Origin of the sequence: Enterobacter sp. KB-221C9 (genome assembly GCF_041320715.1) — a bacterium.
GTDB classification, from domain to species: Bacteria; Pseudomonadota; Gammaproteobacteria; order Enterobacterales; family Enterobacteriaceae; genus Enterobacter; species Enterobacter asburiae_D.
In genome coordinates this window covers 113,083-135,286 of the sequence record NZ_JBGIWG010000002.1, presented here as the reverse complement: position 1 = coordinate 135,286, position 22,204 = coordinate 113,083, and the positions used below count along the sequence as shown (strand labels likewise).

Here is a 22,204-nt window from a genome sequence, read left to right as displayed (position 1 = left end):
CGCAGTTTTAGACTAATCCACTCAATAAGCCCGCTGCATGAGGGGGAATAAATTTATCACTTACGTTTATGTAATTTAGTTATTGCATTTTTTCCCTTCTCTTTTGATCCTAATTTCTGCATCATTGAAAATATTAACTTTTCGCGCCTGGGGTGAGATTATGTCGACTATTGACGCACAAGCTGTAGCACAACGAATTGATACCGTGCTGGATATCCTGGTGGCGGGCGATTATCACTCTGCTATCCGTAATCTCGAGATCCTGAAGTCTGAACTTCTTGCTCAGAATGGTGCTGACAATGCGCCTGAAAACAGACAGCCAAAAGCGCCGTGGGAAGTTTAACCCCACCGTCTCCGACCTCGTTTCGCTTTATTAAATGGATGCTATGAATTCCCGACAACAACTCATTTTGCAGATGGTCATCGATCAGGGACGCGTAAGCGTAGTCGATCTCGCTAAAACCACCGGTGTGTCTGAAGTCACAATCCGTCAGGATCTTAATCTGCTGGAAAAACAGAGCTACCTGCGTCGCGCGCACGGATATGCTGTCCCGCTGGACAGCGATGACGTTGAGACGCGCATGATGAATAACTACGCGCTCAAACGTGAACTGGCGGAGTTTGCCGCGTCCCTGGTGAACAACGGCGAGACCGTCTTTATTGAAAACGGCAGCAGTAATGCCCTTCTGGCGCGCACGCTTGCCGATCAAAAGGACGTTACCATCATCACCGTCAGCAGCTATATCGCGCATTTGCTCAAAGAGACGCGCTGCGAGGTGATTCTGCTCGGCGGTATTTACCAGAAAAAAAGTGAAAGCATGGTAGGCCCGCTGACCCGTCAGTATGTCCAGCAGGTTCATTTCAGCAAGGCCTTCATCGGAATTGACGGCTGGCAGCCGGAGACGGGTTTTACCGGCCGGGATATGATGCGCTCTGACGTCGTGAATGCCGTGCTGGAAAAAGAGTGTGAAGCCATTGTGCTCACCGACAGTTCTAAATTTGGCGCCGTTCACCCTTATACGATGGGCCCCGTTTCACGCTTTAGCCGCGTGATTACCGACGAAAGATTGAGCGACGCGCACCGTAATAAATTGGAAGATGACGGACTGATCGTCAATATTATTAAGACGACCGCCTGAGTCCCCTCCGCGCCCGAATTTCGGGCGCATACGCCCTTCTTTCTCTGAGATGATTCCTGGTACTTCTTTAAGAGTTTTTACCTGTTTAACCTGCATTAAAGTCGTAAAATTAATGTTAGCGATATAACAGGAAGTGACTATCACCTGCGTGATTACGTAACGCCTGCGCGACCAGCTTTCACGGAGAACAGAATTAAGTATTCGATTCGTCTATACTTAACGTGTACATCTTTCCGTGAATCGATAATTCAGGAGAAAGTATTATGACCTTAACCAGCAAAAAATTAGCCGCCGCTGTTCTGGCAATCACTGTAGCAATGTCCCTGAGCGCGTGCTCTAACTGGTCTAAACGTGACCGTAACACCGCTATTGGTGCCGGTGCCGGTGCTCTTGGTGGTGCAGTATTAACGGATGGTAGTACGCTGGGTACATTAGGTGGCGCTGCTGTCGGTGGTATTATCGGTCACCAGGTTGGCAAATAACTATTATCTAAGCCTTCCCCGGTATTGCGATATTTGAACGCATTTCAGGTCTGACTTACGCACGTATATAACACGAGCCACGGCATTTGCCGTGGCTCATTTATTTTAGCCGCCTGCCAGTTTGACTTTCATCCCTTTAGCTTCCAGCAGAGATTTTATTAAATCGCGCTTATCCCCCTGGATTTCAATAATGCCGTCTTTCACGGCGCCGCCGCAGCCACATTTCTTTTTCAACTCGGCCGCCAACTTTGTCAGTTCAGCATCATCCAGGTCAATGCCGGAGATAAGGCAAACACCTTTCCCTTTTCGTCCACTGGTCTGGCGCTGGATCCGAACGATGCCGTCTCCCTTTGGACGCTCTACTTTCGCTTTCGGTTCATCTATTCGCCCGCTATCGGTTGAATAGACCAGACGGCTGTTGGAATCGGTCATTACGCCCCCTTTTTCAGCGATGCGTTGATAGCCTTAAGCGTCTCAGCGGGGTTTGCAGACTGCGTCACCGGACGTCCGATAACCATGTAGTCAACGCCAGCAGCCAGCGCCTGCTCAGGCGTCATAATACGGCGCTGATCGCCCACGTCGCTGCCTGCAGGGCGGATCCCCGGCGTGACCAGTTTAAAATCCTTGCCCAGCGCTGATTTGAAACGTACCGCTTCCTGCGCGGAGCAAACAACGCCATCCAGGCCGCAACGTTGCGTCAGACGCGCGAGACGCTCGGCATGCTCTGCAGGTGACAACGTCACGCCCAGGTCGCGTAAATCGTTTTCGTCCATACTGGTCAGCACGGTGACCGCAATCAGCAGCGGTGCATCCTTACCGAACGGCAGGAGCGCCTCACGGGCGGCCGTCATCATTCTTGCCCCACCCGATGCATGGACGTTGACCATCCATACGCCCAGCTCTGCGGCTGCGGCAACGGCGTGCGCCGTGGTATTAGGGATATCGTGGAATTTCAGATCGAGGAAAACGTCAAAGCCGCGCTGCTGCAGATCGCGAACGATTTGCGGTCCAAACAGCGTGAACATCTCTTTGCCAACTTTCAGGCGGCAGTCGCGAGGGTCAATACCGTCGACAAACGCCAGTGCGGCGTCACGCTTATTGTAATCAAGCGCAACAACAACAGGAGAATCCGTAATTACGCGGGAAGTGGAGGATGTAACAGACGTCATGACCAGCCCTTTTCGTCTATGGGCGCGCAGCGGCGCGGAACAGATAAACGGCCAGCATTCTACCTGCCGACGCCGCAAATTGACAGGATCCATTTACGCGCCTGCCAGGCCGGCAAACCGCACGATGTACGACGAGAGGTAAAAGCCATCAGTATGTTGTAACTAAAATGGGGCGTTTTAAAAAAACTATTGCCCATCCAGGCCACGAATTGGCTTGATGGTGGACCAGGCGCGGCAGGAAGGACAGTGCCAGTAGAGCGTATACGCGGTAAAACCACACTTCTGGCAGCGATAGCGCGGCTTGCTGCGCACCTGCTCGCCAACCATGTCGCGAAGCACCATCAGGCTCTCTTTGGCGCGCCCTTCTTCAGCGTCGTTCAGGTGGTAATCCATCAGCTTATGGAACACCCGCATGGTCGGATGACGCTGCAGCTGACGCGTAATATAAACCTGCGCGGTGTCGCTTCCCTCATACTGCTCAACAACGTCAGATAGCATCAGTTCAGCGGTAGCGCCGGTATTCTCTTCCACGCAACGACGCAGGAATGCTACCCACTCTTCCTGCTTGTCCAGCTGTTGATAGCAGGTTTGCAGCATTTCCAGCGTTTCACTGACCAGCTCTTTGTCCTGGTCGATAACCCGCAGCAGGCTTTCAACGGCTTTGGCGTAGTCGCCACTCGCCATAAAGACGCGCCCCATCATGATGGAGATTCGCGCGCTGTTGCGGTCCGCGGCGGCGCCTTTCTTCAGCAGCGCCATGGCTTTATCCATGTCGTCGTTGCCCATCTGCTGAAGCGCAAGCTCACAGTAGAAATGGGCTATCTCAACGCGCTGCTTATCTTTACCCAGCTTCACCAGACGCTCAGCGGTATCAATGGCTTTCTGCCAGTCGCTGGTGGCCTGGTAAATCTGCAGGAGCTGCTGCAGCGCGCCAATGCGGAAATCTGTTTCGTCCACCAGCTGCGCGAACATATCTTCAGCGCGATCGTACAACCCCGCGGCCATGTAATCACGCCCCAGCTGTTGCACCGCAAGGAGACGTTGATCGTAGGTCAGCGAGGCGCTTTCCATGAGGGTCTGGTGAATACGAATGGCGCGATCGACCTCGCCGCGCGAGCGGAACAGGTTACCCAGGGTGAGATGCGCTTCAACCGTCCCCGTATCCTCTTTCAGCATATCGAGGAACAGGTCTACCGCTTTGTCCTGCTGATTGCTCAGGAGGAAGTTCACCCCCGCAACGTAGTCGCGGGAGAGCCGGTTGGCCTCATCCTGTTTTGTTTGTTGCGCACTTCTGCGGCCCATATACCAGCCATAGGCTGCGGCTACAGGCAAAAGCAGAAACAACAACTCCAGCATAGTCGATTATTCCTTCACGACCGGCACACCAGAGCTTTCCGGGATGTCAGACGCAGGGGCAATGTTATTTTCGAGTCGCTTAATTTTACGTTCAGCGCGCGCAAGAGAAACACGGACTTTCAACCAGAACAGACCGCAAACCAGCCAGCCAATGGCAAAACCGGCAGCAAATAAGACCGCCAGCAGGCTCGAGACGCGATACTCACCCTGAGCCAGCAGATAGTTAAACGTCACCTGCTGATCGTTTTGTGCACCCAACGTGACTGAAATGACAAAAATCGCCAATACCAGTAAGAAAATGAGTAAATATTTCACATTACTTCCCGTTATGTGGTTCAAGCGAATAAAGTGTGTTCAACTCACCGCAATCAGCCTTATAAACTACCATTTTAGCGACGAGCGCGAAACGGAAAAAGTGACGCGCAGGTCATGGATCTATGGGCAAAATACGGAATATCAACCGTCAGGCGTCGGTTTGGTCCCTTTCGGCTATTTCTTCTTTCTCTTCTGGCGGTGGTGTGAGCGGGCCGCAGAATCGTTCAGTAAGCCAGGTCGCCAGCGTCACCAGCAGCCATGAGATCAGCGTGGCGACGACAAGATCCCGCGGCCAGTGCATCCCCAGCAGCAAGCGGCTTCCCATAACCCCCGTCGCCCAGACCAGTAAAATCACGATAGTGACCGTTCGACGCCTTGGCCAAAGCAGCCCAACCCCCAGCAACGCCCAGCTGGCCGCAAACATGGTGTGACCGGAAGGAAACGCGAACCCCGTCTCTTTCTGCCAGTGTTTACGCAAGAATTTCGGGATATCCTGCTGTTCCGCAAGCTGTTCTTTTACCAGCGCGCCGCGATCTTTACGCTTTAAATTGTAGAACTCATCCACCGGAACATGATGCGTTTTTTCCAGCCAGACGACAAAAGGACGCGGCTCCTGAACGCGATCTTTAACCCAGGACTTCACCCCCTGACCGACAAGGATAGCGCCCCCGAGGATCGCAAAGAGCATCAGCGCCGCGCGCAGACGAAAGCGCAAGCACCACAGAAACCAGGCGCAGAGGAGCACATGGGTAATAATTCCCCACGGCTGGGTGACCGTTTCCGTAATCCAGTATAACGTTTTCAGCCACGTGGCGTTCTGCCCGGGCTGCCACATCCAGCCTGAAAGCCATACGGCCAGGGGCATTATCAGTAAAATGGCCGCACCTGCTGCCGTACGTCTGGCGATTGAAAGCATGTCTTCTCCTTTTTCGCTAAGCGTCACAATCATAACTGAAATTAATCCACCGGGTGGAGATGTCGGATCGTGCGTTTAACGTTCATATAGCATGGTGCCCATTAGGCGAACCTGCTGAGCTTGTGGCAAAATGAACTGATACAGAAAGCAAAACAGGGCAAAGGCACGAAACGTGTCAGCCTACTCTGGAGAATCACATGCAGCTTAAACGTGTGGCAGAAGCCAAACTGCCAACCCCATGGGGCGATTTCCTGATGGTGGGTTTTGAAGAACTGGCAACCGGACAGGATCATGTCGCGCTGGTGTATGGCGATATTTCAGGGCAGACGCCGGTGCTGTCCCGCGTCCATTCAGAGTGTCTTACCGGCGACGCGCTGTTCAGCCTGCGCTGTGATTGTGGTTTCCAGCTGGAAGCCGCCCTGTCTCATATTGCAGAAGAAGGTTGCGGTGTACTGCTTTATCACCGCCAGGAAGGTCGTAATATTGGTCTGCTGAATAAAATCCGAGCTTACGCGCTTCAGGACCAGGGCTACGATACGGTTGAAGCAAACCACCAGCTCGGCTTTGCCGCTGACGAACGCGACTTTACCTTGTGCGCCGATATGTTCAAGCTGCTGGGCGTGGACGAAGTTCGCCTGCTGACCAATAACCCGAAAAAAGTGGAAATCCTGACCGAAGCGGGGATTAACATCGTCGAGCGTGTACCGCTGATTGTCGGCCGTAACCCGAAAAACGCCCACTACCTTGATACCAAAGCCGCCAAGATGGGCCATCTGCTGAAAGAGTGATGCTAAAAGCCCGGCACGCGTGCCGGGCTTGTTTCATTAGTCCAGCATCTTACGAATCACATAATGTAAAATGCCATCGTTCTGGTAATAGGTCAGCTCGGTTGCCGTATCAATACGACACCGGCAGTCCAGCACCTCGGTTTTCCCGTCTGCCCGCGTTAACTTCACCGGCACCGTTTTACCCGGCTGCAGGTTTTGCAGACCGCTAATCTCAATCTGCTCTTCCCCGGTCAGTCCCAGCGTTTTGCGCGTCACGCCCTGCGGGAACTCGAGCGGCAGGATCCCCATACCGATCAGATTCGAGCGGTGAATGCGTTCGAACGATTCGGCGATGACCACGCGAACGCCAAGCAGACGCGGACCTTTCGCCGCCCAGTCTCGGCTGGAGCCGGAACCGTACTCTTTCCCGGCGATCACCGCCAGCGGCGTACCTTCCTGTTGATATTTGACCGCCGCATCATAAATCGAAACGACTTCCGTACCCGGCAGATGGCGCGTCATGCCCCCTTCTACGCCCGGCACCATTTCGTTACGAATGCGGATGTTGGCAAACGTCCCGCGCATCATGACTTCATGATTACCGCGACGCGATCCGTAGGAGTTAAAATCACGACGTTCGACGCCCCGGCTTTGCAGATAACGGCCAGCCGGGCTATCGGCTTTGATACTCCCCGCCGGAGAGATGTGGTCAGTTGTGACAGAATCCCCCAGCATCGCCAGTATGCGCGCGCCGTGGATATCCTTGAGCGGCGCCGGCTCGGCCAGCATCTCATCAAAGAACGGCGACAGACGAATATAGGTCGAGTCATCCTGCCAGTCATAGGTATCTGAGCCAATAACGTTAATGGTTTTCCATTCCGGCGTGCCTTCAAAGACCTCCGCATACTCTTTGCGGAACATCTCGGTTGAGACCTTTTCAACGGCCAGCGCGATTTCACGCGAAGATGGCCAGATATCTTTCAGGTAGACAGGGTCATTCTTGCGATCGTGGCCAATCGGGTCGGTCACCAGGTTGATATTCATGTTCCCTGCCAGGGCATAAGCAACCACCAGCGGCGGCGAGGCCAGCCAGTTGGTTTTCACCAGCGGGTGAATACGCCCTTCAAAGTTACGGTTGCCGGACAGAACCGCGCCTACCGTCAGGTCGCCCTGCTTGATCGCCGTTTCAATAGGTTCAGGCAGCGGGCCGGAGTTACCGATGCATGTCGTACAGCCGTAGCCCACGAGGTTAAAGCCCAGCTCGTCAAGGTACGGCGTCAGTTTGGCCTGTGCCAGGTAATCCGACACCACTTTGGAACCCGGTGCCAGCGAGGCCTTGACCCATGGCTGAGGTTTTAGCCCAAGCTCTACCGCCTTTTTAGCCAATAAACCGGCCGCCATTAATACGCTGGGGTTCGAGGTGTTGGTGCAGGAGGTAATGGCGGCAATAACCACCGCGCCATCCGGGAGCTGATACTGATGTCCGTTCAGAACATAGTCGACCGGACGATGGTCCTTCTGCGCCACGTTCACTTCCAGCGCATTGCTGGCGGCAAAGGCTTTTGGCACGTCACTCAGCGCGACCCGATCCTGCGGACGTTTCGGCCCGGCGAGGCTCGCCTCAACGCTTGCCATATCGAGTTCAAGCGTGCTGGTGAAGACGGGTTCATCGCCCGGATTTCGCCACATGCCCTGCGCTTTGGTATAAGCCTCCACCAGCGCGACCTGCTCTTCGCTGCGCCCGCTAAGGCGCATGTATTCCAGCGTGACATCATCAATGGGGAAAAAGCCGCAGGTTGCGCCGTATTCCGGCGCCATATTGGCAATGGTGGCGCGGTCGGCCAGCGGCAGCGAATCCAGCCCGTCCCCGTAGAATTCGACAAACTTGCCTACCACACCATGCTTACGCAGCATCTGGGTGACGGTGAGCACCAGATCGGTGGCGGTAATACCTTCAGACAGCCTGCCGGTAAGCTTGAACCCCACCACATCCGGGATAAGCATGGACACCGGCTGGCCGAGCATGGCCGCTTCCGCTTCGATACCCCCGACGCCCCAGCCCAGCACGCCCAGACCGTTGATCATGGTGGTGTGGGAGTCCGTCCCCACCAGCGTGTCCGGATAGGCGACCCACTCTTTATCCTGCAATTCACCCCAGACGGCTTTACCCAGATATTCAAGGTTAACCTGGTGACAAATACCGGTACCTGGCGGGACTACGCTAAACCGGCTGAACGCCTGCTGCCCCCACTTCAGAAACACGTAGCGCTCGTGGTTACGCTCCATCTCCAGACGCACGTTCTCGCCAAAGGCGTCGTCATCACCAAAGCGATCAACGGTTACGGAGTGGTCAATGACGAGGTCAACAGGGGAAAGCGGATTCACTTTTGCCGTATCTCCGCCGAGACGCTTAACGGCCTCGCGCATCGCGGCTAAATCAACGACGGCAGGGACGCCGGTAAAGTCCTGCATCAGTACCCTTGCCGGGCGGTAGGCAATTTCTCTGTCGGCGTGGGCATTTTCAAGCCACCCTGCCAGCGCCTGGATATCATCGAGGGTAACAGAGTCACCGTCCTGCCAGCGCAAGAGATTTTCCAGTAAAACTTTCAATGACTTGGGTAAACGCGAAATGTCCCCAAGCGTTCTGGCAGCCAGCGGCAGGCTGTAGTAATGCCAGGTTTTGTTTTCTGCCTGTAATGTGTCCTTACTGGCTTCGCGTAGGGTTAACGACATAAGCTCCTCCTTAATCACAGAGATGCCCCGACAATCACCAGGGCCGTAATTAAAGATAACACAAAGATGTCGTAACGTTTTGATAACAACCCAAATTGATAAATTTAGGATTGGTCCAGAATGGGAAAACAAAAAACCCCGCCGTAGCGAGGTTTTACAATTTAGTGGAGGGCCAACCAGATGAGCTGACTCCAGAACAGAATCGACACGGTAAAAACGCCGATCCATGACCAGTATTTGTGAGACGTCATGTTATTCATCGTAGGGACACCAGGCATTATTTATAAAAAGTTCTGAGGTGAGTCCTCAGTGCTATATTGCTGATGTGTATTTATTAAAGAGTACAAAAGTGCAGAGTCGATATTCAGACTATTTGCATCATTACGCAATTAACTAAATTATTGTTTTTTGGGTTCGTCTTCTGCGAACACATCAATAAACGCTTGCTGCTGCGGCGTCAGTTTCCAGGACGCGGGTACAACAGTCGCAGGTGCTTTACGCCCTCTGTGACCATTGTCACGATGCTGACACATCTGTTTTACCGTTTCTGTACGTACCGTCACTGCCATATTTAACCCCAATATTTCCAGGCCAGGAGAGCAACCACCACCCAAAACAGGGTAGAGACGAGAAAGACCGCCAGCCAGGCTTTACGCTTGAGCGCAGGATCCCTTTGCGGTTCTTCACTTCCTGAAGGCATTGCTAACCTCATACAATCGACATCGCTTATCATTTAGGACCAAACAATTGGTATAATTAATCATCTGTTGAGATAAATCCTAAAGAAACTTTAGCCGAAAAGCCAGTGAATTTACGCACCGGGTGGTATGAAATATTCAATCTTTTGACCAGAAATAAATAATTGAAAAGAAAAATTTGCGAAGGCGTAAATTAGTTTCTACTTTTGTCGCCAATTCACGACATTATAACCTTACGAATTAAATGGATAATGACATTATATGACAGGGGATGCGTAGATGATGATAATTCTAATTTAGCTTTGAGGCGTTATTTCGGTATCTTTCCCTTAGGGAAAGATACCGGGTGTGATTATTTTTCGGGGAGTTTGATGTCTTTAAACATCTCTTCAATATCTTCATTTGAGCGTAATGCAACGGCGGTATCAACCACATCACGCGTTAAATGAGGGGCAAAGCGCTGAATAAAATCATACATATAGCTGCGCAGGAAGGTGCTGCGACGGAATCCAATCTTTGTGGTGCTATGACTGAAAACATCGTGGGCATCAAGACGCACCAGGTCAGGGTCTGACACCGGATCCACCGCCATGCTGGCAATGACGCCCACCCCCAGACCAAGCCGGACATAGGTCTTAATCACGTCGGCATCCGTCGCGGTAAAGACAATGCGCGGCGTTAACCCTGCCCGGTTAAAGGCCGTATCAAGCTCGGACCGTCCGGTAAAGCCAAACGTATACGTCACCAACGGATATTGCGCCAGCTCTTCGATAGAGACCGACCCTTTACCCGCCAGGGGGTGATCCGGGGTCACCACGATAGAACGGTTCCAGTGATAGCATGGAAGCATGACCAGATCGTCATAGAGATGAAGCGCTTCGGTGGCGATGGCAAAGTCTGCATTACCCTTGGAAACGGCTTCAGCAATTTGCGTGGGCGAGCCCTGGTGCATATGCAAAGAGACGCGGGGATAACGCTCGATAAAGCCTTTGATAACACCTGGAAGCGCATAGCGCGCCTGAGTATGGGTCGTGGCAATATACAGCGAACCTTTATCCGGCCAGGTGTGTTCCCCTGCCACTGACTTAATCGCATCGACTTTGGAGAGAACTTCCCGCGCAATGCGGATGATTTCCTGCCCCGCTGGCGTCACCTGAGTGAGATGCTTACCGCTGCGGGCAAATATCTGGATACCTAACTCATCCTCCAGCATACGAACTTGTTTGCTGATGCCCGGTTGCGAGGTATATAACCCCTCTGCGGTAGAAGAGACGTTAAGGTTATGATTCACCACCTCAACGATATAACGAAGCTGCTGTAATTTCATGCCAGACCATCCGATTTAGCGCATGCGGTCAATCGCTTAAGACGATTTAATAATAAGAAACAGGTTAACTATAACCACTATATCATTTATAGCCTGACTGTATAGTACGGAACAAAAAATAATAACAAGGCAATAAAAAAGGGCCGGAAATCCGGCCCTTTTACAGGTAAGTTACGGTAAGGGAAGATTATTTCTTGCCTTCAACCCATTTGCCATCGACAAAGAAGGCTGACCATCCGGTCGCTTTACCCTCTTTCTCGGCCGCAACATACTGCTGCTTGGTTTTACGGCTAAACCGCACCACGGTTTTGTTGCCTTCCGGATCCTGCTGCGGCGCATCGGCCAGATAACGCAGTTTCTCAGGCAGACGATCGCGGAAGCGATGCAGCTCTTCCACCAGCGGTGCGCGGGTTTCACGCGATTTCGGGAAGGTGTTGGCGGCCAGGAAAACACCCGCAGCGCCGTCACGCAGCACGAAGTACGCGTCGGATTTCTCGCACGGCAGCTCTGGCAGCGGAACCGGATCTTCCTTCGGCGGCGCCACTTCACCGTTACGCAGAATTTTACGCGTGTTTTTACACTCGTCGTTGGTACAGGCCATGTACTTACCGAAACGCCCCATTTTCAGGTGCATTTCAGAACCACACTTCTCGCACTCCACAATCGGGCCGTCATAGCCTTTAATGCGGAACTCACCCTCTTCGATCTCATACCCGTCACACGTTGGGTTATTACCGCAGACGTGCAGCTTACGTTTTGGATCGATCAGGTAGCTGTCCATCGCCGTGCCGCATTTTTTGCAGCGGCGTTTGGCACGCAGAGCGTTAGTTTCCGCATCATCACCTTCCAGCACGTTGAGAACTTCGTTCTCAGGCACCAGGTTGATGGTGGTTTTGCAGCGCTCTTTTGGTGACAGCGCGTAGCCGGAGCAGCCAAGGAACACGCCCGTGGTTGCGGTGCGGATCCCCATCTTGCGGCCGCAGGTTGGGCAGTCGATGCTGGTCAGAACCATCTGGTTAGGCAGCATGCCGCCCTCTTCAGGATCCTTCTCCGCTTTTTCAAGCTGGTCGGTAAAGTCGCTGAAGAAGCTGTCGAGTACCTTTTTCCATTCCGCCTGATGGCTGGCAACCTGGTCGAGGCTGTCTTCCATTTGCGCGGTGAAATCGTAGTTCATCAACTCACGGAAGTTAGCTTCCAGACGGTCGGTGACGATCTCACCCATTTTTTCCGCATAGAAACGACGGTTTTCAACGCGTACGTAGCCACGGTCCTGAATCGTCGAGATGATTGACGCGTAGGTCGACGGACGGCCAATACCGCGTTTTTCCAGCTCTTTCACCAGGGACGCTTCACTGAAGCGCGCAGGCGGCTTGGTGAAGTGCTGTGCCGGAACAAGATCGACAAGCGACAACTCGTCACCTTTATTAACGGCAGGCAGCGTTCTGTCTTCATCGCCTTTACGCAGCGCAGGCATCACTTTCGTCCAGCCGTCGAAGCGCAGAATACGACCGCGCGCCTTCAGGCGGAAATCACCCGCGCCGACGGTCAGCGTTGTGGAGTCGTACTGTGCCGGGGTCATCTGGCACGCCACGAACTGGCGCCAGATCAGCTGATACAGCTTCTGCGCGTCAGCTTCCATATCTTTCAGCGATTCCGCTAACACAGAGACATCAGAAGGACGAATCGCTTCGTGTGCTTCCTGAGAGTTCTCTTTGCTGGCGAACTGGTTAGCGCTTTCCGGCAGGTATTTCTTACCGAAACTGTCACTGATGTATCCGCGCACCATGTTAACTGCGTCCTGGCTCAGGTTGGTTGAGTCGGTACGCATGTAGGTGATGTAGCCCGCTTCATACAGGCGCTGGGCCATCATCATGGTTTTCTTCACGCCATAACCGAGACGCGTGCTTGCAGCCTGTTGCAGCGTAGAGGTAATAAACGGAGCACCCGGCTTGCTGCTGGTCGGTTTGTCTTCACGTTCCAGCACCTGATAGCGTGCTTTTTCCAGCAGCGCCACGGCGGCCATGGTCTGGTCGCGGTTTTCTGGACGGAAAGGCTTATCGTTGTGATGGCTCACCTGCAGCGGCAGAGCGTCACCGCCCGGCGTGGTCACATTGGCATCAACTTCCCAGAACTCTTCCGGCACGAAGGCTTTAATTTCGCGCTCACGCTCAACGACCAGACGCACCGCGACGGATTGCACACGACCTGCGGACAGGCCACGGGCAATCTTCTTCCACAGCAATGGAGAAACCATGTAGCCCACAACGCGGTCCATAAAGCGACGTGCCTGCTGTGCGTTTACACGGTCAATATTCAGTTCGCCCGGCTTCTCAAACGCCTGACGAATCGCATTCTTCGTAATTTCGTTAAACACTACACGGCTGTAGCGTTTGTCATCACCACCAATCACTTCCCGCAGGTGCCACGCAATGGCTTCCCCTTCGCGGTCAAGGTCGGTTGCGAGATAGATGTGGTCTGCTTTTTCAGCAAGCTGCTTCAGCTCGTTAACGACTTTTTCTTTTCCGGGCAGCACTTCATATTGTGCATCCCAGTTATGCCATGGGTTCACACCCATGCGGTTGACAAGCGCGCTACGTTCATCCTTTTTAGGCTTTTTAGCCCCTTTGGTGGAGGTAGAGTCTGCGCTCTTTTTGCTGGCTGAGCCACTGGTCGGCAAATCGCGGATATGACCCACGCTGGACTTAACCACGTAGTCATTACCCAGATACTTATTGATCGTTTTGGCTTTTGCCGGGGACTCAACGATGACGAGAGCTTTACCCATATTCACCTTTACCTAATTTAATTCTTCCAGGAATACGCCGCACGTTGATTTCCCTTCCGCTGACGACGAGCCAATGATATTGCGACTGCGTCAGGGGATATCAACCCCTTTGTCTTACCGGGCGTTAAAGAAAAGACGCCCAGGTGATTGAGTTTTCGGGTATTTTTCTCACATCTCGTGTAATTCGTGACGAATTCCAGGTTGAATGTCAAGCAATTCTGTTGCCAGAATGACGAAAGCGCACACTCTACCTGATAAAATTCGTTACGCAACTTTATTAGCATGCAAAAGCAAATCCCGCCAGCCAGGCCCCTGCACCTTATCCCCTCACATTACAGGGAAAATTTGCCCCCAAAGCGCCCTCGGCGTAGACTATTGTCACTGTTTAAGGAGTGGATTATGCAGAATACGACCCAACCTATTGACCGAGCCTCTCTGCTTATCGAAGCAAACAAGCTTATCCGTGACCATGAAGATACGCTGGCGGGCATTGAAGCCACCGGCGTAGAGCAGCGTAATGGCGTGCTGATTTTCAGCGGCGAATACTTCCTTGACGAACAGGGGTTGCCGACCCCGAAAAGCACCGCCGTGTTTAACATGTTCAAATACCTGGCGCATACGCTTTCTGAGAAATATCACCTGGTCGATTAAAGCAAAACGCGAGGCATGTGCCTCGCGTTTTTGTTTACAGCAGCGGTTTTTGTCCGCGCTGTAGCCAGCGCAGCAGCAGGCGGTCCGCGCTTTCCGCCGCACTGTTGGTAAAGCGGTCAAGGAGTCGCTTACGCTGGGTAAAGCGCACGCCCACCAGTTCACGGCCTTCCATCAGGTTGAGCAGCAGATCGTCGCTGGTTCCGACTTCATCCACCAGCCCTTTCTCCTGCGCCTGGACGCCGTACCAGTGCTCCCCTGTCGCGACCTGTTCAATATCGAGCGTCGGGCGCATACGGTGCACAAAATCTTTAAAGAGGTGATGCGTTTCGTTGAGATCTTCACGGAATTTTTGACGCCCTTCTTCCGTGTTTTCCCCCAGCAGCGTCAGGGTACGTTTATACTGACCCGCCGTGTGAAGTTCGATATCAATCTCTTTATTTTTCAGGAAGCGGTTAAAGTTCGGAATTTGGGCGACCACGCCGATCGAGCCAATAATGGAAAACGGCGCGGCAACAATTTTGTCCGCCACGCAGGCCATCATGTAGCCACCGCTGGCCGCCACTTTATCCACCGCCACGGTCAGCGGGATCTGTTTTTCACGCAGGCGCTGCAGCTGTGAGGCGGCCAGTCCGTAACCGTGAACCACCCCGCCCGGGCTTTCAAGACGCACGACAACCTGATCCTGCGGCGTCGCCACGGCCAGAACGGCAGTCACTTCCTCCCGCAGAGAAGAAACCTCATGCGCATCCATACTGCCTTTAAAATCGAGCACATAGACACGTGGCGTAGCCTTATCCTGCGGCGCATTGAGCTTTGCTTTTGCCTTGGCCGCTTTAGCTTCCTGTTTATGCTTTTTCTTCTGCGCTTTCAGCCAGAGTTTCTGTTGATGAGTATCAAGCAGCGCCAGAGACATCTCTTCCTGCATCTCTTTATACTGCTCGCTCAGGCGGGTGATGCGTAACTCCCCACGCTGACGCTTGCGCTGCGTCAGGTTGACAATCAGAACGGCAATCACCGCAATGGCAATCACCACCGTCGCGATTTTGGCCAAAAACAACCCATATTGAGAAAGTAATTCCACGCGTTCCACCTTGATTTAACCACGAATCTTTCACGGCAGTGTACAACAGCCCTGCCCATGCGTCTCGCTCGTGACATTACCTCTGCGAGCCGCCTTCAGGAATCCCCGAACTGGAGTTTAAATATTTGCAAATTGTTAATTTTACAGTAATGCGTCCTGTAGACTGATTGAATTATTAGGCTAATTCGGGCATAAAGCCGAAAAGTCATCATAAAGGCGCCACTGCGTTACCGGTCGCCTGAGGAGTCACCGTGCATTATCAACCGCAAAAAAATCTGCTGCAAAACCGGATTATTCTTGTCACCGGTGCCAGCGACGGGATTGGCCGCGAGGCGGCCCTGACATACGCCGAATACGGCGCGAACGTCATTCTGATCGGGCGCAACGAAGAAAAACTGAAAAACGTCGCTCAGGAGATTGAGGCTGTATGCGGCACGCCGGCCCCGTGGTATACGCTGGATTTGCTGACCTGCACGCCCGCGGTGTGCCAGGAGTTAGCCCAGCGCATCAGCGCCCACTATCCGAGACTCGACGGCGTGCTGCATAACGCCGGGTTGTTAGGCGAAGTACGTCCGATGGATGAACAGGATCCTGATATCTGGCAGCAGGTGATGCAGGTCAACGTCAACGGCACGTTTTTCCTCACACAGGCATTGCTTCCTTTATTACTGAAATCCGAGTCGGGGTCCCTGGTCTTTACCTCTTCCAGCGTTGGCCGTGAGGGACGCGCAAACTGGGGAGCCTATGCTGTATCAAAATTCGCGACCGAAGGCATGATGCAGGTGCTGGCGGAGGAGTATCAGAGCCGCCATCTGCGCGTAAACTGCATTAACCCGGGCGGTACGCGCACCAAAATGCGCGCCAGCGCGTTCCCGAGCGAAGATCCGCAGAAGCTGAAAACCCCGGCAGACATTATGCCGCTCTATCTCTGGCTGATGGGCGACGACAGCCGCCGCAAAACCGGGATGACCTTTGACGCCCAGCCGGGCCGTAAACCAGGAATTTCGCAATGAGTGAAGAACGTCATCAGCAACGCCAGCAGCGTCTGAAAGAACAGGTCGATGCGCGCGTCGCGGCGGCACAGGACGAGCGTGGGATCGTCATCGTCTTTACCGGCAACGGCAAGGGGAAAACCACCGCCGCGTTCGGCACGGCGACACGCGCCGTCGGTCACGGGCAAAAAGTGGGCGTGATCCAGTTTATTAAAGGCGAATGGCCCAACGGCGAGCGAAATTTACTTGAGCCTCACGGCGTTGAGTTTCAGGTGATGGCGACCGGGTTTACGTGGGACACGCAGAACCGGGAAACCGATACCGCAGCCTGCCTCGCCGTCTGGGAGCACGCTAAAAGAATGCTGGCCGACCCCACGCTGAATATGGTTCTGCTGGATGAGATAACGTATATGGTCGCCTACGATTATCTGCCGCTGGAGGCCGTGCTGACAGCCCTGAAAAACCGCCCAGCGCATCAGACGGTTATCGTCACGGGGCGCGGGTGTCATCGGGATATTCTGGATCTGGCAGATACCGTCAGCGAGCTGCGTCCGGTCAAACATGCATTTGATGCGGGCATCAAAGCGCAAATCGGGATTGATTACTAAAAAAAAGCCCGGTCACTGACCGGGCTTTCGTTTTTAACCGTTGTTGTTACGGCTGCCGGAGCGGCGGCTGCTGCTCACCTGGCTGTGGCGCTTCACCGCACGGCGAATCTGATTCGCCTTCATGCGACGACGATCTTTCTCTACCGCCACTTTAGAGGTGGTTTCTGGCGTCAGACCAACCAGCTCGCGCAGGTAGTTGGTTTGCGTCAGATCCAGTTCGGTATAACCACCACGTGGCAGTCCTTTCGGCAGCAGAATGTCGCCGTAACGGACACGGATAAGACGGCTCACCTGGACGCCTACCGCTTCCCAGAGACGACGCACCTCGCGGTTACGGCCTTCGGTCAGGGTCACGTTGTACCACTGGTTAATGCCTTCCCCACCGGTAAACTTGATGGTTTTAAACGCCGCAGGACCGTCTTCCAGCTGAACGCCACGCGACAGATCGCGCAGTTTATTCTCATCAACCTGGCCAAATACGCGCACCGCGTATTCACGTTCTACTTCACGGCTTGGGTGCATTAGACGGTTAGCCAGTTCACCATCGGTGGTAAACAGCAGCAGACCGCAGGTGTTTACGTCCAGACGACCGACGGCAATCCAGCGAGCGCCACGCAGTTTAGGCAGACGGTCAAACACCGTCGGACGACCTTCCGGGTCGTTGCGGGTGCACAGCTCGCCTTCCGGCTTGTAGTAAGCCAGCACGCGACAGATTTGTTCGGCGGACTCTTTCACGGAGATAAGATGACCGTCGATGCGGATCTTCAGCCCCGGTACGATTTCAACGCGGTCACCCAGCGTGGCGATTTTACCGTCCACACTCACGCGGCCCGCTTCAATAATGGCTTCGATTTCACGGCGTGAGCCGTGGCCGGCGCGCGCCAGCACTTTCTGTAACTTCTCGCTCATTGAGCTTCCTCAGGTGTCGCCTTCACAGGCGTCTGGTATACTTTCTAAAACAACGAGTTAGCCAAAAAATCAACTTAACTCACTGATCTGTAACTCTTTCATGGTACACAGCATGGCAAACAATATGTCATACAAGCTGTCACACACAATGATTCGTGGGCGCACATACTACACGAATTTTAGATTAAATGATTCAACAAGTTTTGGATGTCTGACTCTCGGTACTGATAACCTTCTGTTACGTAACGCAGTTTCGCTTAAGTCTGATACTTGTTGCGCATGTAACCATTGCTTGTAAAATGACCGCCACGATTATATCCATAACAAGTAGAGGGATTTATGAAGCAGTACACCAACAACCTTACACCTGAGATGCTGGGAGCCTTTGACCAGTCACCATTTACAGCCGAACAACTCGCCGGAATGAACGACGAAGCCCGTTCACTCATCGAAAAACAAAACTCCTACAATCTCGCTCATCCATTTACAGCAGCTTATCTGTTCGCTACAGAGGGAAGCTTGACACGTAATGGTGCGAAAGTTCTCAGTGAATATAAGGGACCGCAGATCAAACTTAATGTCGGCACAATGCTAAAGGTGTCTCGTGTTGGCGATGAGGTTCGTTACCCAGATGGAACGACAGCGAAGATCATCACTGGTGCTGGGAACACACCAGGCGAATCTATTGCCCTGGCTGGTAGCTCGCTGGATAACGGCGATGAAAATATTAGCTGCCCACAAAATGCCGGAAGAAGGGTACTCCGAGCAGGGGAATCGTTGCCAGAAAACTTTCTGAAATAAGGCGGTCACTATGGCATCGGTTAACAGAGGCTGCACAGTTCACGGTAAGAACGTTGGTCTACACGGAGATAAAACCTCTACAGGCGCACGATGTATTGCCGCCCGCCCCGGTATGTCTGTTATGGGCTTGTGGAAACTCTACATCGGCGATAAGACCACTCCTTGCCCGAAATGCGGAAAAGTGGGGGTGATTGTGAGCGGTGATCCTCGTTGCTCAAATAGTGCCGCAGTCGCCGTAGATGGTGCAGAAATCCACTGCGGTTGTCCACAGGGTACTAATTTTCTTATCGCGCCTGGCACCGTTGAGGTTAATACCCCCTCCAGGGCTATAGCGCCTGTAGAGCCAGAGCAACACGCACAGGTAGCGAAGAAGCAAAACAGCTTTGCTGACATCTGCAAGCCAGAAGATAACCCTTTATTGAACGGTGTTTACATATGGACTGAAACCATCGAAACCGGACACGCTTTTGTTTCCGTGCATGAAAATAATACTGTATACCTTTACACCTATGGCAGATACGGAAGAACTGGTGGGCCATTTGGAATGACGGGTGATGGCATTCTCGATTTTATGAAAGGTGATGATGCCCGAGACTATTACAGAAAAGAACTTTACGAAAACAACGCTCGAGTTTTTAAAATCAATGATGCTGGTATACCAGAAACCCGTGCTTTCTTTGAAATTTTGTGGAAAGAGGGGCGAAAACCCATAGGGATAGAGGAAAACGGTGCTACAGATCGAACTGGTCACTCTATTGACTCCTACGATGTAACGGGAAGCAACTGCACAACACACACTGTTGCTGGCATAAAAGCCGCAGGCTCAACGATTTTTGATACAAGCTACAACTCAAAAAGCACTCAGCTTCCTATTGAATCAGAAGAGCATTTTACCATACCTCTATCACTGCAAACTTATCTTCTCAGCAAAAGCCGTAGCCTACAGTCAATGGCTGTTGTAGAAGTTACTGACAAGTTTAAAAACCTTTATCCGAACGTGAACGGACAACACGTATTCCCGGAAGTAATGGCAGGCAAAGCCAAACGATACGCCGCAGAAACAATGTCTTCAATAGGTTCGATTTCTCCATACTCAGGCGAAAATGTTGGCGGTGTTCTTGGAGATTATGATGAGTAGTTCAAATAAAACCATTCTTAGATGGGCTGGAATAGTCGCCGTATCGCTTTGCTACCTTATTACTCTGATAGCATCAACATTCACTTTTAGTGCATTCATGGAAAGAGAAAGTATGCGTTTTTCTGGCCCAATCTCATTTAAAGCTTACCAAGCTTCGATAGAATCGATCATGCAAGCCACTGATGGCGTTTTTAATGTAGCCTTTTTTGGTTTTGCGATCTGCATGCCTCTTATTCTGCTTATCTTTAAAAAGGTAAGATGATGAATAAGAATTTCTGGATCAGATGGGTCAGTATCGCGCTAATCTGCGCAGCGTATTACGTTATCGTCCTTTACTTCGATCTGGTCTTCGCCGTTAACTTTTCAGAAACAGTGAGCCAAGGGTGGGATTTTACTCCCTCTCAGCCAACGTCGTTTGTTATGGATCTATCGCAAAATCACTCTGATTCGGCTTTAGCCTCTATAATTGGTTTCGCTGTATGCGTCCCTCTGATCCTGCTCATCTTCAAGAAAGTGAGATGACTGACAAAGGCTGGAGAGATCCAGCCTCCGCTCTTCCCTTAATTTCAGGCATTAAAAACCTTATTTACAAGAAAGGCTTTACGTCACCCACGCCTTCACGAATCACTTCCGGTGCATCTTCGGTTAAGTCGACCACGGTAGTCGGCTGCTGGCCGAGATAACCGCCGTGGATAATCAGCTCGACCACCTTCTCCAGACGATCTTTGATCTCTTCCGGATCGGACTCGGTAAACTCACTTCCCGGCAGCATCAGCGAGGTAGAAAGCATCGGTTCGCCGAGGGTTTCCAGCAGCGCCTGCGCAATCGGGTTAGACGGCACGCGCATGCCTATAGTCTTACGTTTTTCCTGCAGCAGACGGCGCGGTACTTCCTTCGTGCCCTTCAGGATGAAGGTGTAGTTACCTGGCGTGTTGTTCTTAATCAGGCGGAACGCCACGTTATCGACATACGCATAGGTTGACAGCTCAGAGAGATCGCGGCACATCAGGGTAAAATTATGGCCGTCCGGCAGCTGGCGAATACGGCAAATGCGTTCCATCGCCCCTTTATCTTCAATTTTGCAGCCCAGCGCGTAGCCGGAATCGGTCGGGTAGACAATCACGCCGCCTTTACGGACGATCTCCACGGCCTGGTTGATCAGACGTGGCTGCGGGTTATCCGGATGGATATAGAAAAACTGACTCATACTTCCCTCTCTTCAATTTGCTGCGGCTGTTCCCAGAGCTGCCAGACCGGCTCAACGCCAGCGGGCAACCAGAGCTTGCGCCCCAGTTCGATCCAGGCGCAGGGCTGATGGAAATCAGACCCCTGTGACCCAAGCAGGCCAAACTGGCGGGCATAGGTCGCGAGCTGCGCGCGCTCGTTGGGCGCCTGCTGACACTGGGCGACTTCCATCGCCTCGCCACCGCATTCGGCAAAGTGTGCCAGCAGCCTTTTCAGCCATTTAGCAGAAAGATTATACCGTCCCGGATGGGCCAGCACGGCCTTTCCGCCAGAATGATGAATCACATCAATAGCTTGTTTTATTGTACACCACTGTGGCGGAACGTATCCGGTTTTCCCGCGCGCCAGATACTTTTTAAAGACGTCCGCCATGGTCGTCGCTTTCCCCGCTTCGACCAGAAAACGGGCGAAATGACCGCGAGTGACCGCCCCGCCGTTCGCCATCTTTTGCGCCCCTTCCAGCGCGCCCGGAATATGCGCCTTTTCGAGACGCTCGCCGATCATCTCTGCACGCTGATTGCGGCGCGTTTTTTGTTCTTGCAAAAATGCAACAAGTGCCGGATGGTCTATATCGATGTTCAGGCCAACGATATGAATCTCATGGTTTTCCCAAACGGTTGAGATCTCGACGCCGGACACCAGATTCAGCGCCAGCCCGCTGCGGGCGATCTCAGCACGCGCCGCAGGAATGGCATCTGTCGTATCGTGATCGGTTATCGCCAGGGTACCGACGCGCATTTCAACGGCACGATGAACCAGGGCTTCGGGTGTCAGCAGGCCATCAGAGGCCTGAGTATGGCTGTGTAAATCATAAATAATGGCGTAGGTGGTATCGCTCAAAGCACTTCCCATAGCAGGTTAGAGACATCCGAAAACACCATGATACCGACTTAACGCGAAATTCTGAAATCAAGGGTTGACAACTTGCCATCGAACTAGTTAACTAGTACGCAAGTTCACACGAGAAAGGTATCTGAAAATGACAGCACATTTCACTCTGCACGGTTGGTGGCGTACTTCCTGATCATCGGGCAGTTTCACGCGTCTGCGAAATGCAAACAGATACCCAGCCCGCTTCCAAGCGGGCTTTTT

25 protein-coding genes and 1 other annotated feature (1 of these 26 cut by a window edge) are annotated in these 22,204 nt (G+C 52.8%); of the genes, 11 read left to right on the top strand and 14 right to left on the bottom strand.

The window, feature by feature from the left end; all coding sequences use genetic code 11:
• Nucleotides 1–160: 160 nt before the first annotated feature.
• The 3 genes from AB8846_RS02750 (at nt 161) to osmB (ending at nt 1,621) form a co-directional block, all read left to right on the top strand.
• Nucleotides 161–343 (top strand): hypothetical protein, encoded by a 183-nt coding sequence (locus tag AB8846_RS02750; RefSeq protein WP_024907126.1) that lies wholly within the window; start codon nt 161–163, stop codon nt 341–343.
• Nucleotides 344–386: 43 nt separating this feature from the next.
• On the top strand, nt 387–1,139 hold the full coding sequence (locus tag AB8846_RS02745) for a DNA-binding transcriptional regulator YciT (RefSeq protein ID WP_023312063.1): 753 nt from the start codon (nt 387–389) through the stop codon (nt 1,137–1,139).
• 263 nt (nt 1,140–1,402) lie between these two features.
• Nucleotides 1,403–1,621: an osmotically-inducible lipoprotein OsmB gene (osmB, locus tag AB8846_RS02740; protein ID WP_008501216.1), complete on the top strand. Its 219-nt coding sequence runs from the start codon at nt 1,403–1,405 to the stop codon at nt 1,619–1,621.
• Between the two features lie 105 nt (nt 1,622–1,726).
• Here the strand turns inward: osmB and yciH are convergent, their stop codons facing one another.
• From yciH to pgpB, 5 genes are all read right to left on the bottom strand, one after another.
• Complete coding sequence (gene yciH, locus AB8846_RS02735; RefSeq protein ID WP_063145056.1) at nt 1,727–2,053, bottom strand: stress response translation initiation inhibitor YciH; 327 nt, start codon at nt 2,051–2,053, stop codon at nt 1,727–1,729.
• On the bottom strand, nt 2,053–2,790 hold the full coding sequence (gene pyrF / locus AB8846_RS02730; protein WP_331412124.1) for an orotidine-5'-phosphate decarboxylase: 738 nt from the start codon (nt 2,788–2,790) through the stop codon (nt 2,053–2,055). The genes yciH and pyrF overlap by 1 nt, the downstream gene beginning before the upstream one ends.
• Nucleotides 2,791–2,976: 186 nt before the next feature.
• On the bottom strand, nt 2,977–4,146 hold the full coding sequence (lapB, locus tag AB8846_RS02725; protein ID WP_023312066.1) for a lipopolysaccharide assembly protein LapB: 1,170 nt from the start codon (nt 4,144–4,146) through the stop codon (nt 2,977–2,979).
• A gap of 6 nt (nt 4,147–4,152) precedes the next feature.
• On the bottom strand, nt 4,153–4,461 hold the full coding sequence (locus AB8846_RS02720; RefSeq protein WP_023312067.1) for a LapA family protein: 309 nt from the start codon (nt 4,459–4,461) through the stop codon (nt 4,153–4,155).
• A gap of 148 nt (nt 4,462–4,609) precedes the next feature.
• Nucleotides 4,610–5,377 carry a phosphatidylglycerophosphatase B gene (gene pgpB / locus AB8846_RS02715; protein WP_063145055.1) on the bottom strand — a complete coding sequence of 256 codons (768 nt, stop codon included), beginning with the start codon at nt 5,375–5,377 and terminating at the stop codon, nt 4,610–4,612.
• A gap of 197 nt (nt 5,378–5,574) precedes the next feature.
• On the opposite strand from pgpB, the gene ribA reads away from it, so the two are divergent.
• Nucleotides 5,575–6,165, top strand: coding sequence for a GTP cyclohydrolase II (gene ribA, locus AB8846_RS02710; RefSeq protein WP_063145054.1), 591 nt, complete (start codon nt 5,575–5,577; stop codon nt 6,163–6,165).
• Between the two features lie 36 nt (nt 6,166–6,201).
• Here ribA and acnA read toward each other — a convergent pair whose 3' ends face one another.
• The 5 genes from acnA to topA all read right to left on the bottom strand — a co-directional run bounded on the left by acnA (nt 6,202) and on the right by topA (nt 13,687).
• The gene (gene acnA, locus AB8846_RS02705; RefSeq protein WP_370731951.1) at nt 6,202–8,877 is read right to left on the bottom strand and encodes an aconitate hydratase AcnA; all 2,676 of its coding nucleotides are present in this window, start codon (nt 8,875–8,877) and stop codon (nt 6,202–6,204) included.
• Nucleotides 8,878–9,038: 161 nt separating this feature from the next.
• Nucleotides 9,039–9,137, bottom strand: coding sequence for a small membrane protein YmiC (ymiC, locus tag AB8846_RS02700; protein WP_032623144.1), 99 nt, complete (start codon nt 9,135–9,137; stop codon nt 9,039–9,041).
• 311 nt (nt 9,138–9,448) lie between these two features.
• On the bottom strand, nt 9,449–9,589 hold the full coding sequence (locus AB8846_RS02695; RefSeq protein WP_213327741.1) for a YmiA family putative membrane protein: 141 nt from the start codon (nt 9,587–9,589) through the stop codon (nt 9,449–9,451).
• A 338-nt stretch (nt 9,590–9,927) separates the two neighbouring features.
• Nucleotides 9,928–10,902 (bottom strand): HTH-type transcriptional regulator CysB, encoded by a 975-nt coding sequence (cysB, locus tag AB8846_RS02690; RefSeq protein WP_024907120.1) that lies wholly within the window; start codon nt 10,900–10,902, stop codon nt 9,928–9,930.
• Between the two features lie 187 nt (nt 10,903–11,089).
• A complete protein-coding gene (topA, locus tag AB8846_RS02685; protein ID WP_370731950.1) occupies nt 11,090–13,687 on the bottom strand; it encodes a type I DNA topoisomerase in 2,598 nt (865 codons plus the stop codon).
• A 399-nt stretch (nt 13,688–14,086) separates the two neighbouring features.
• Between topA and AB8846_RS02680 the strand changes: the two genes are divergently transcribed.
• On the top strand, nt 14,087–14,338 hold the full coding sequence (locus AB8846_RS02680; RefSeq protein WP_023312072.1) for a YciN family protein: 252 nt from the start codon (nt 14,087–14,089) through the stop codon (nt 14,336–14,338).
• 34 nt (nt 14,339–14,372) lie between these two features.
• On the opposite strand, the gene sohB is transcribed toward AB8846_RS02680, so the two are convergent.
• A complete protein-coding gene (sohB, locus tag AB8846_RS02675) occupies nt 14,373–15,419 on the bottom strand; it encodes a protease SohB (RefSeq protein ID WP_370731949.1) in 1,047 nt (348 codons plus the stop codon).
• A gap of 251 nt (nt 15,420–15,670) precedes the next feature.
• Here sohB and AB8846_RS02670 point away from each other — a divergent pair, with 251 nt between their 5' ends.
• Nucleotides 15,671–16,432 carry a YciK family oxidoreductase gene (locus AB8846_RS02670; protein ID WP_039263558.1) on the top strand — a complete coding sequence of 254 codons (762 nt, stop codon included), beginning with the start codon at nt 15,671–15,673 and terminating at the stop codon, nt 16,430–16,432.
• Nucleotides 16,429–17,019, top strand: a complete 591-nt coding sequence (gene cobO, locus AB8846_RS02665) for a cob(I)yrinic acid a,c-diamide adenosyltransferase (protein ID WP_370731948.1) — start codon at nt 16,429–16,431, stop codon at nt 17,017–17,019. Before AB8846_RS02670 ends, cobO begins: the two co-directional genes overlap by 4 nt.
• A 33-nt stretch (nt 17,020–17,052) precedes the next feature.
• Here cobO and rluB read toward each other — a convergent pair whose 3' ends face one another.
• On the bottom strand, nt 17,053–17,928 hold the full coding sequence (rluB, locus tag AB8846_RS02660) for a 23S rRNA pseudouridine(2605) synthase RluB (RefSeq protein ID WP_023312076.1): 876 nt from the start codon (nt 17,926–17,928) through the stop codon (nt 17,053–17,055).
• A 339-nt stretch (nt 17,929–18,267) separates the two neighbouring features.
• On the opposite strand from rluB, the gene AB8846_RS02655 reads away from it, so the two are divergent.
• The 3 genes from AB8846_RS02655 (at nt 18,268) to AB8846_RS02645 (ending at nt 20,389) form a co-directional block, all read left to right on the top strand.
• The gene (locus AB8846_RS02655; protein WP_370731947.1) at nt 18,268–18,729 is read left to right on the top strand and encodes a hypothetical protein; all 462 of its coding nucleotides are present in this window, start codon (nt 18,268–18,270) and stop codon (nt 18,727–18,729) included.
• Nucleotides 18,730–18,739: 10 nt separating this feature from the next.
• Nucleotides 18,740–19,867, top strand: coding sequence for a PAAR domain-containing protein (locus AB8846_RS02650; RefSeq protein WP_370731946.1), 1,128 nt, complete (start codon nt 18,740–18,742; stop codon nt 19,865–19,867).
• A gap of 258 nt (nt 19,868–20,125) precedes the next feature.
• On the top strand, nt 20,126–20,389 hold the full coding sequence (locus AB8846_RS02645; RefSeq protein WP_370731945.1) for a hypothetical protein: 264 nt from the start codon (nt 20,126–20,128) through the stop codon (nt 20,387–20,389).
• Between the two features lie 64 nt (nt 20,390–20,453).
• On the opposite strand, the gene AB8846_RS02640 is transcribed toward AB8846_RS02645, so the two are convergent.
• On the bottom strand, nt 20,454–21,074 hold the full coding sequence (locus tag AB8846_RS02640) for an L-threonylcarbamoyladenylate synthase (protein ID WP_003856793.1): 621 nt from the start codon (nt 21,072–21,074) through the stop codon (nt 20,454–20,456).
• The gene (rnm, locus tag AB8846_RS02635) at nt 21,071–21,952 is read right to left on the bottom strand and encodes an RNase AM (protein ID WP_063145422.1); all 882 of its coding nucleotides are present in this window, start codon (nt 21,950–21,952) and stop codon (nt 21,071–21,073) included. Before rnm ends, AB8846_RS02640 begins: the two co-directional genes overlap by 4 nt.
• A 139-nt stretch (nt 21,953–22,091) precedes the next feature.
• Between rnm and trpL the strand changes: the two genes are divergently transcribed.
• Complete coding sequence (gene trpL, locus AB8846_RS02630; RefSeq protein ID WP_106993556.1) at nt 22,092–22,136, top strand: trp operon leader peptide; 45 nt, start codon at nt 22,092–22,094, stop codon at nt 22,134–22,136.
• Nucleotides 22,113–22,204: a sequence feature (Trp leader region), on the top strand (it continues 3 nt past the right edge of the window). Its footprint overlaps the gene before it by 24 nt.

Coding starts and splice junctions, on each gene's coding strand:
- AB8846_RS02680 (WP_023312072.1), top strand. CDS start 14,087: ATGCAGAATACGACCCAACCTATTGACCGAGCCTCTCTGCTTATCGAA.
- topA (WP_370731950.1), bottom strand. CDS start 13,687: ATGGGTAAAGCTCTCGTCATCGTTGAGTCCCCGGCAAAAGCCAAAACG.
- AB8846_RS02745 (WP_023312063.1), top strand. CDS start 387: ATGAATTCCCGACAACAACTCATTTTGCAGATGGTCATCGATCAGGGA.
- AB8846_RS02640 (WP_003856793.1), bottom strand. CDS start 21,074: ATGAGTCAGTTTTTCTATATCCATCCGGATAACCCGCAGCCACGTCTG.
- osmB (WP_008501216.1), top strand. CDS start 1,403: ATGACCTTAACCAGCAAAAAATTAGCCGCCGCTGTTCTGGCAATCACT.
- pyrF (WP_331412124.1), bottom strand. CDS start 2,790: ATGACGTCTGTTACATCCTCCACTTCCCGCGTAATTACGGATTCTCCT.
- yciH (WP_063145056.1), bottom strand. CDS start 2,053: ATGACCGATTCCAACAGCCGTCTGGTCTATTCAACCGATAGCGGGCGA.
- AB8846_RS02695 (WP_213327741.1), bottom strand. CDS start 9,589: ATGAGGTTAGCAATGCCTTCAGGAAGTGAAGAACCGCAAAGGGATCCT.
- AB8846_RS02655 (WP_370731947.1), top strand. CDS start 18,268: ATGAAGCAGTACACCAACAACCTTACACCTGAGATGCTGGGAGCCTTT.
- AB8846_RS02650 (WP_370731946.1), top strand. CDS start 18,740: ATGGCATCGGTTAACAGAGGCTGCACAGTTCACGGTAAGAACGTTGGT.
- lapB (WP_023312066.1), bottom strand. CDS start 4,146: ATGCTGGAGTTGTTGTTTCTGCTTTTGCCTGTAGCCGCAGCCTATGGC.
- AB8846_RS02645 (WP_370731945.1), top strand. CDS start 20,126: ATGATGAATAAGAATTTCTGGATCAGATGGGTCAGTATCGCGCTAATC.
- rluB (WP_023312076.1), bottom strand. CDS start 17,928: ATGAGCGAGAAGTTACAGAAAGTGCTGGCGCGCGCCGGCCACGGCTCA.
- ymiC (WP_032623144.1), bottom strand. CDS start 9,137: ATGAATAACATGACGTCTCACAAATACTGGTCATGGATCGGCGTTTTT.
- AB8846_RS02750 (WP_024907126.1), top strand. CDS start 161: ATGTCGACTATTGACGCACAAGCTGTAGCACAACGAATTGATACCGTG.
- ribA (WP_063145054.1), top strand. CDS start 5,575: ATGCAGCTTAAACGTGTGGCAGAAGCCAAACTGCCAACCCCATGGGGC.
- cysB (WP_024907120.1), bottom strand. CDS start 10,902: ATGAAATTACAGCAGCTTCGTTATATCGTTGAGGTGGTGAATCATAAC.
- pgpB (WP_063145055.1), bottom strand. CDS start 5,377: ATGCTTTCAATCGCCAGACGTACGGCAGCAGGTGCGGCCATTTTACTG.
- cobO (WP_370731948.1), top strand. CDS start 16,429: ATGAGTGAAGAACGTCATCAGCAACGCCAGCAGCGTCTGAAAGAACAG.
- acnA (WP_370731951.1), bottom strand. CDS start 8,877: ATGTCGTTAACCCTACGCGAAGCCAGTAAGGACACATTACAGGCAGAA.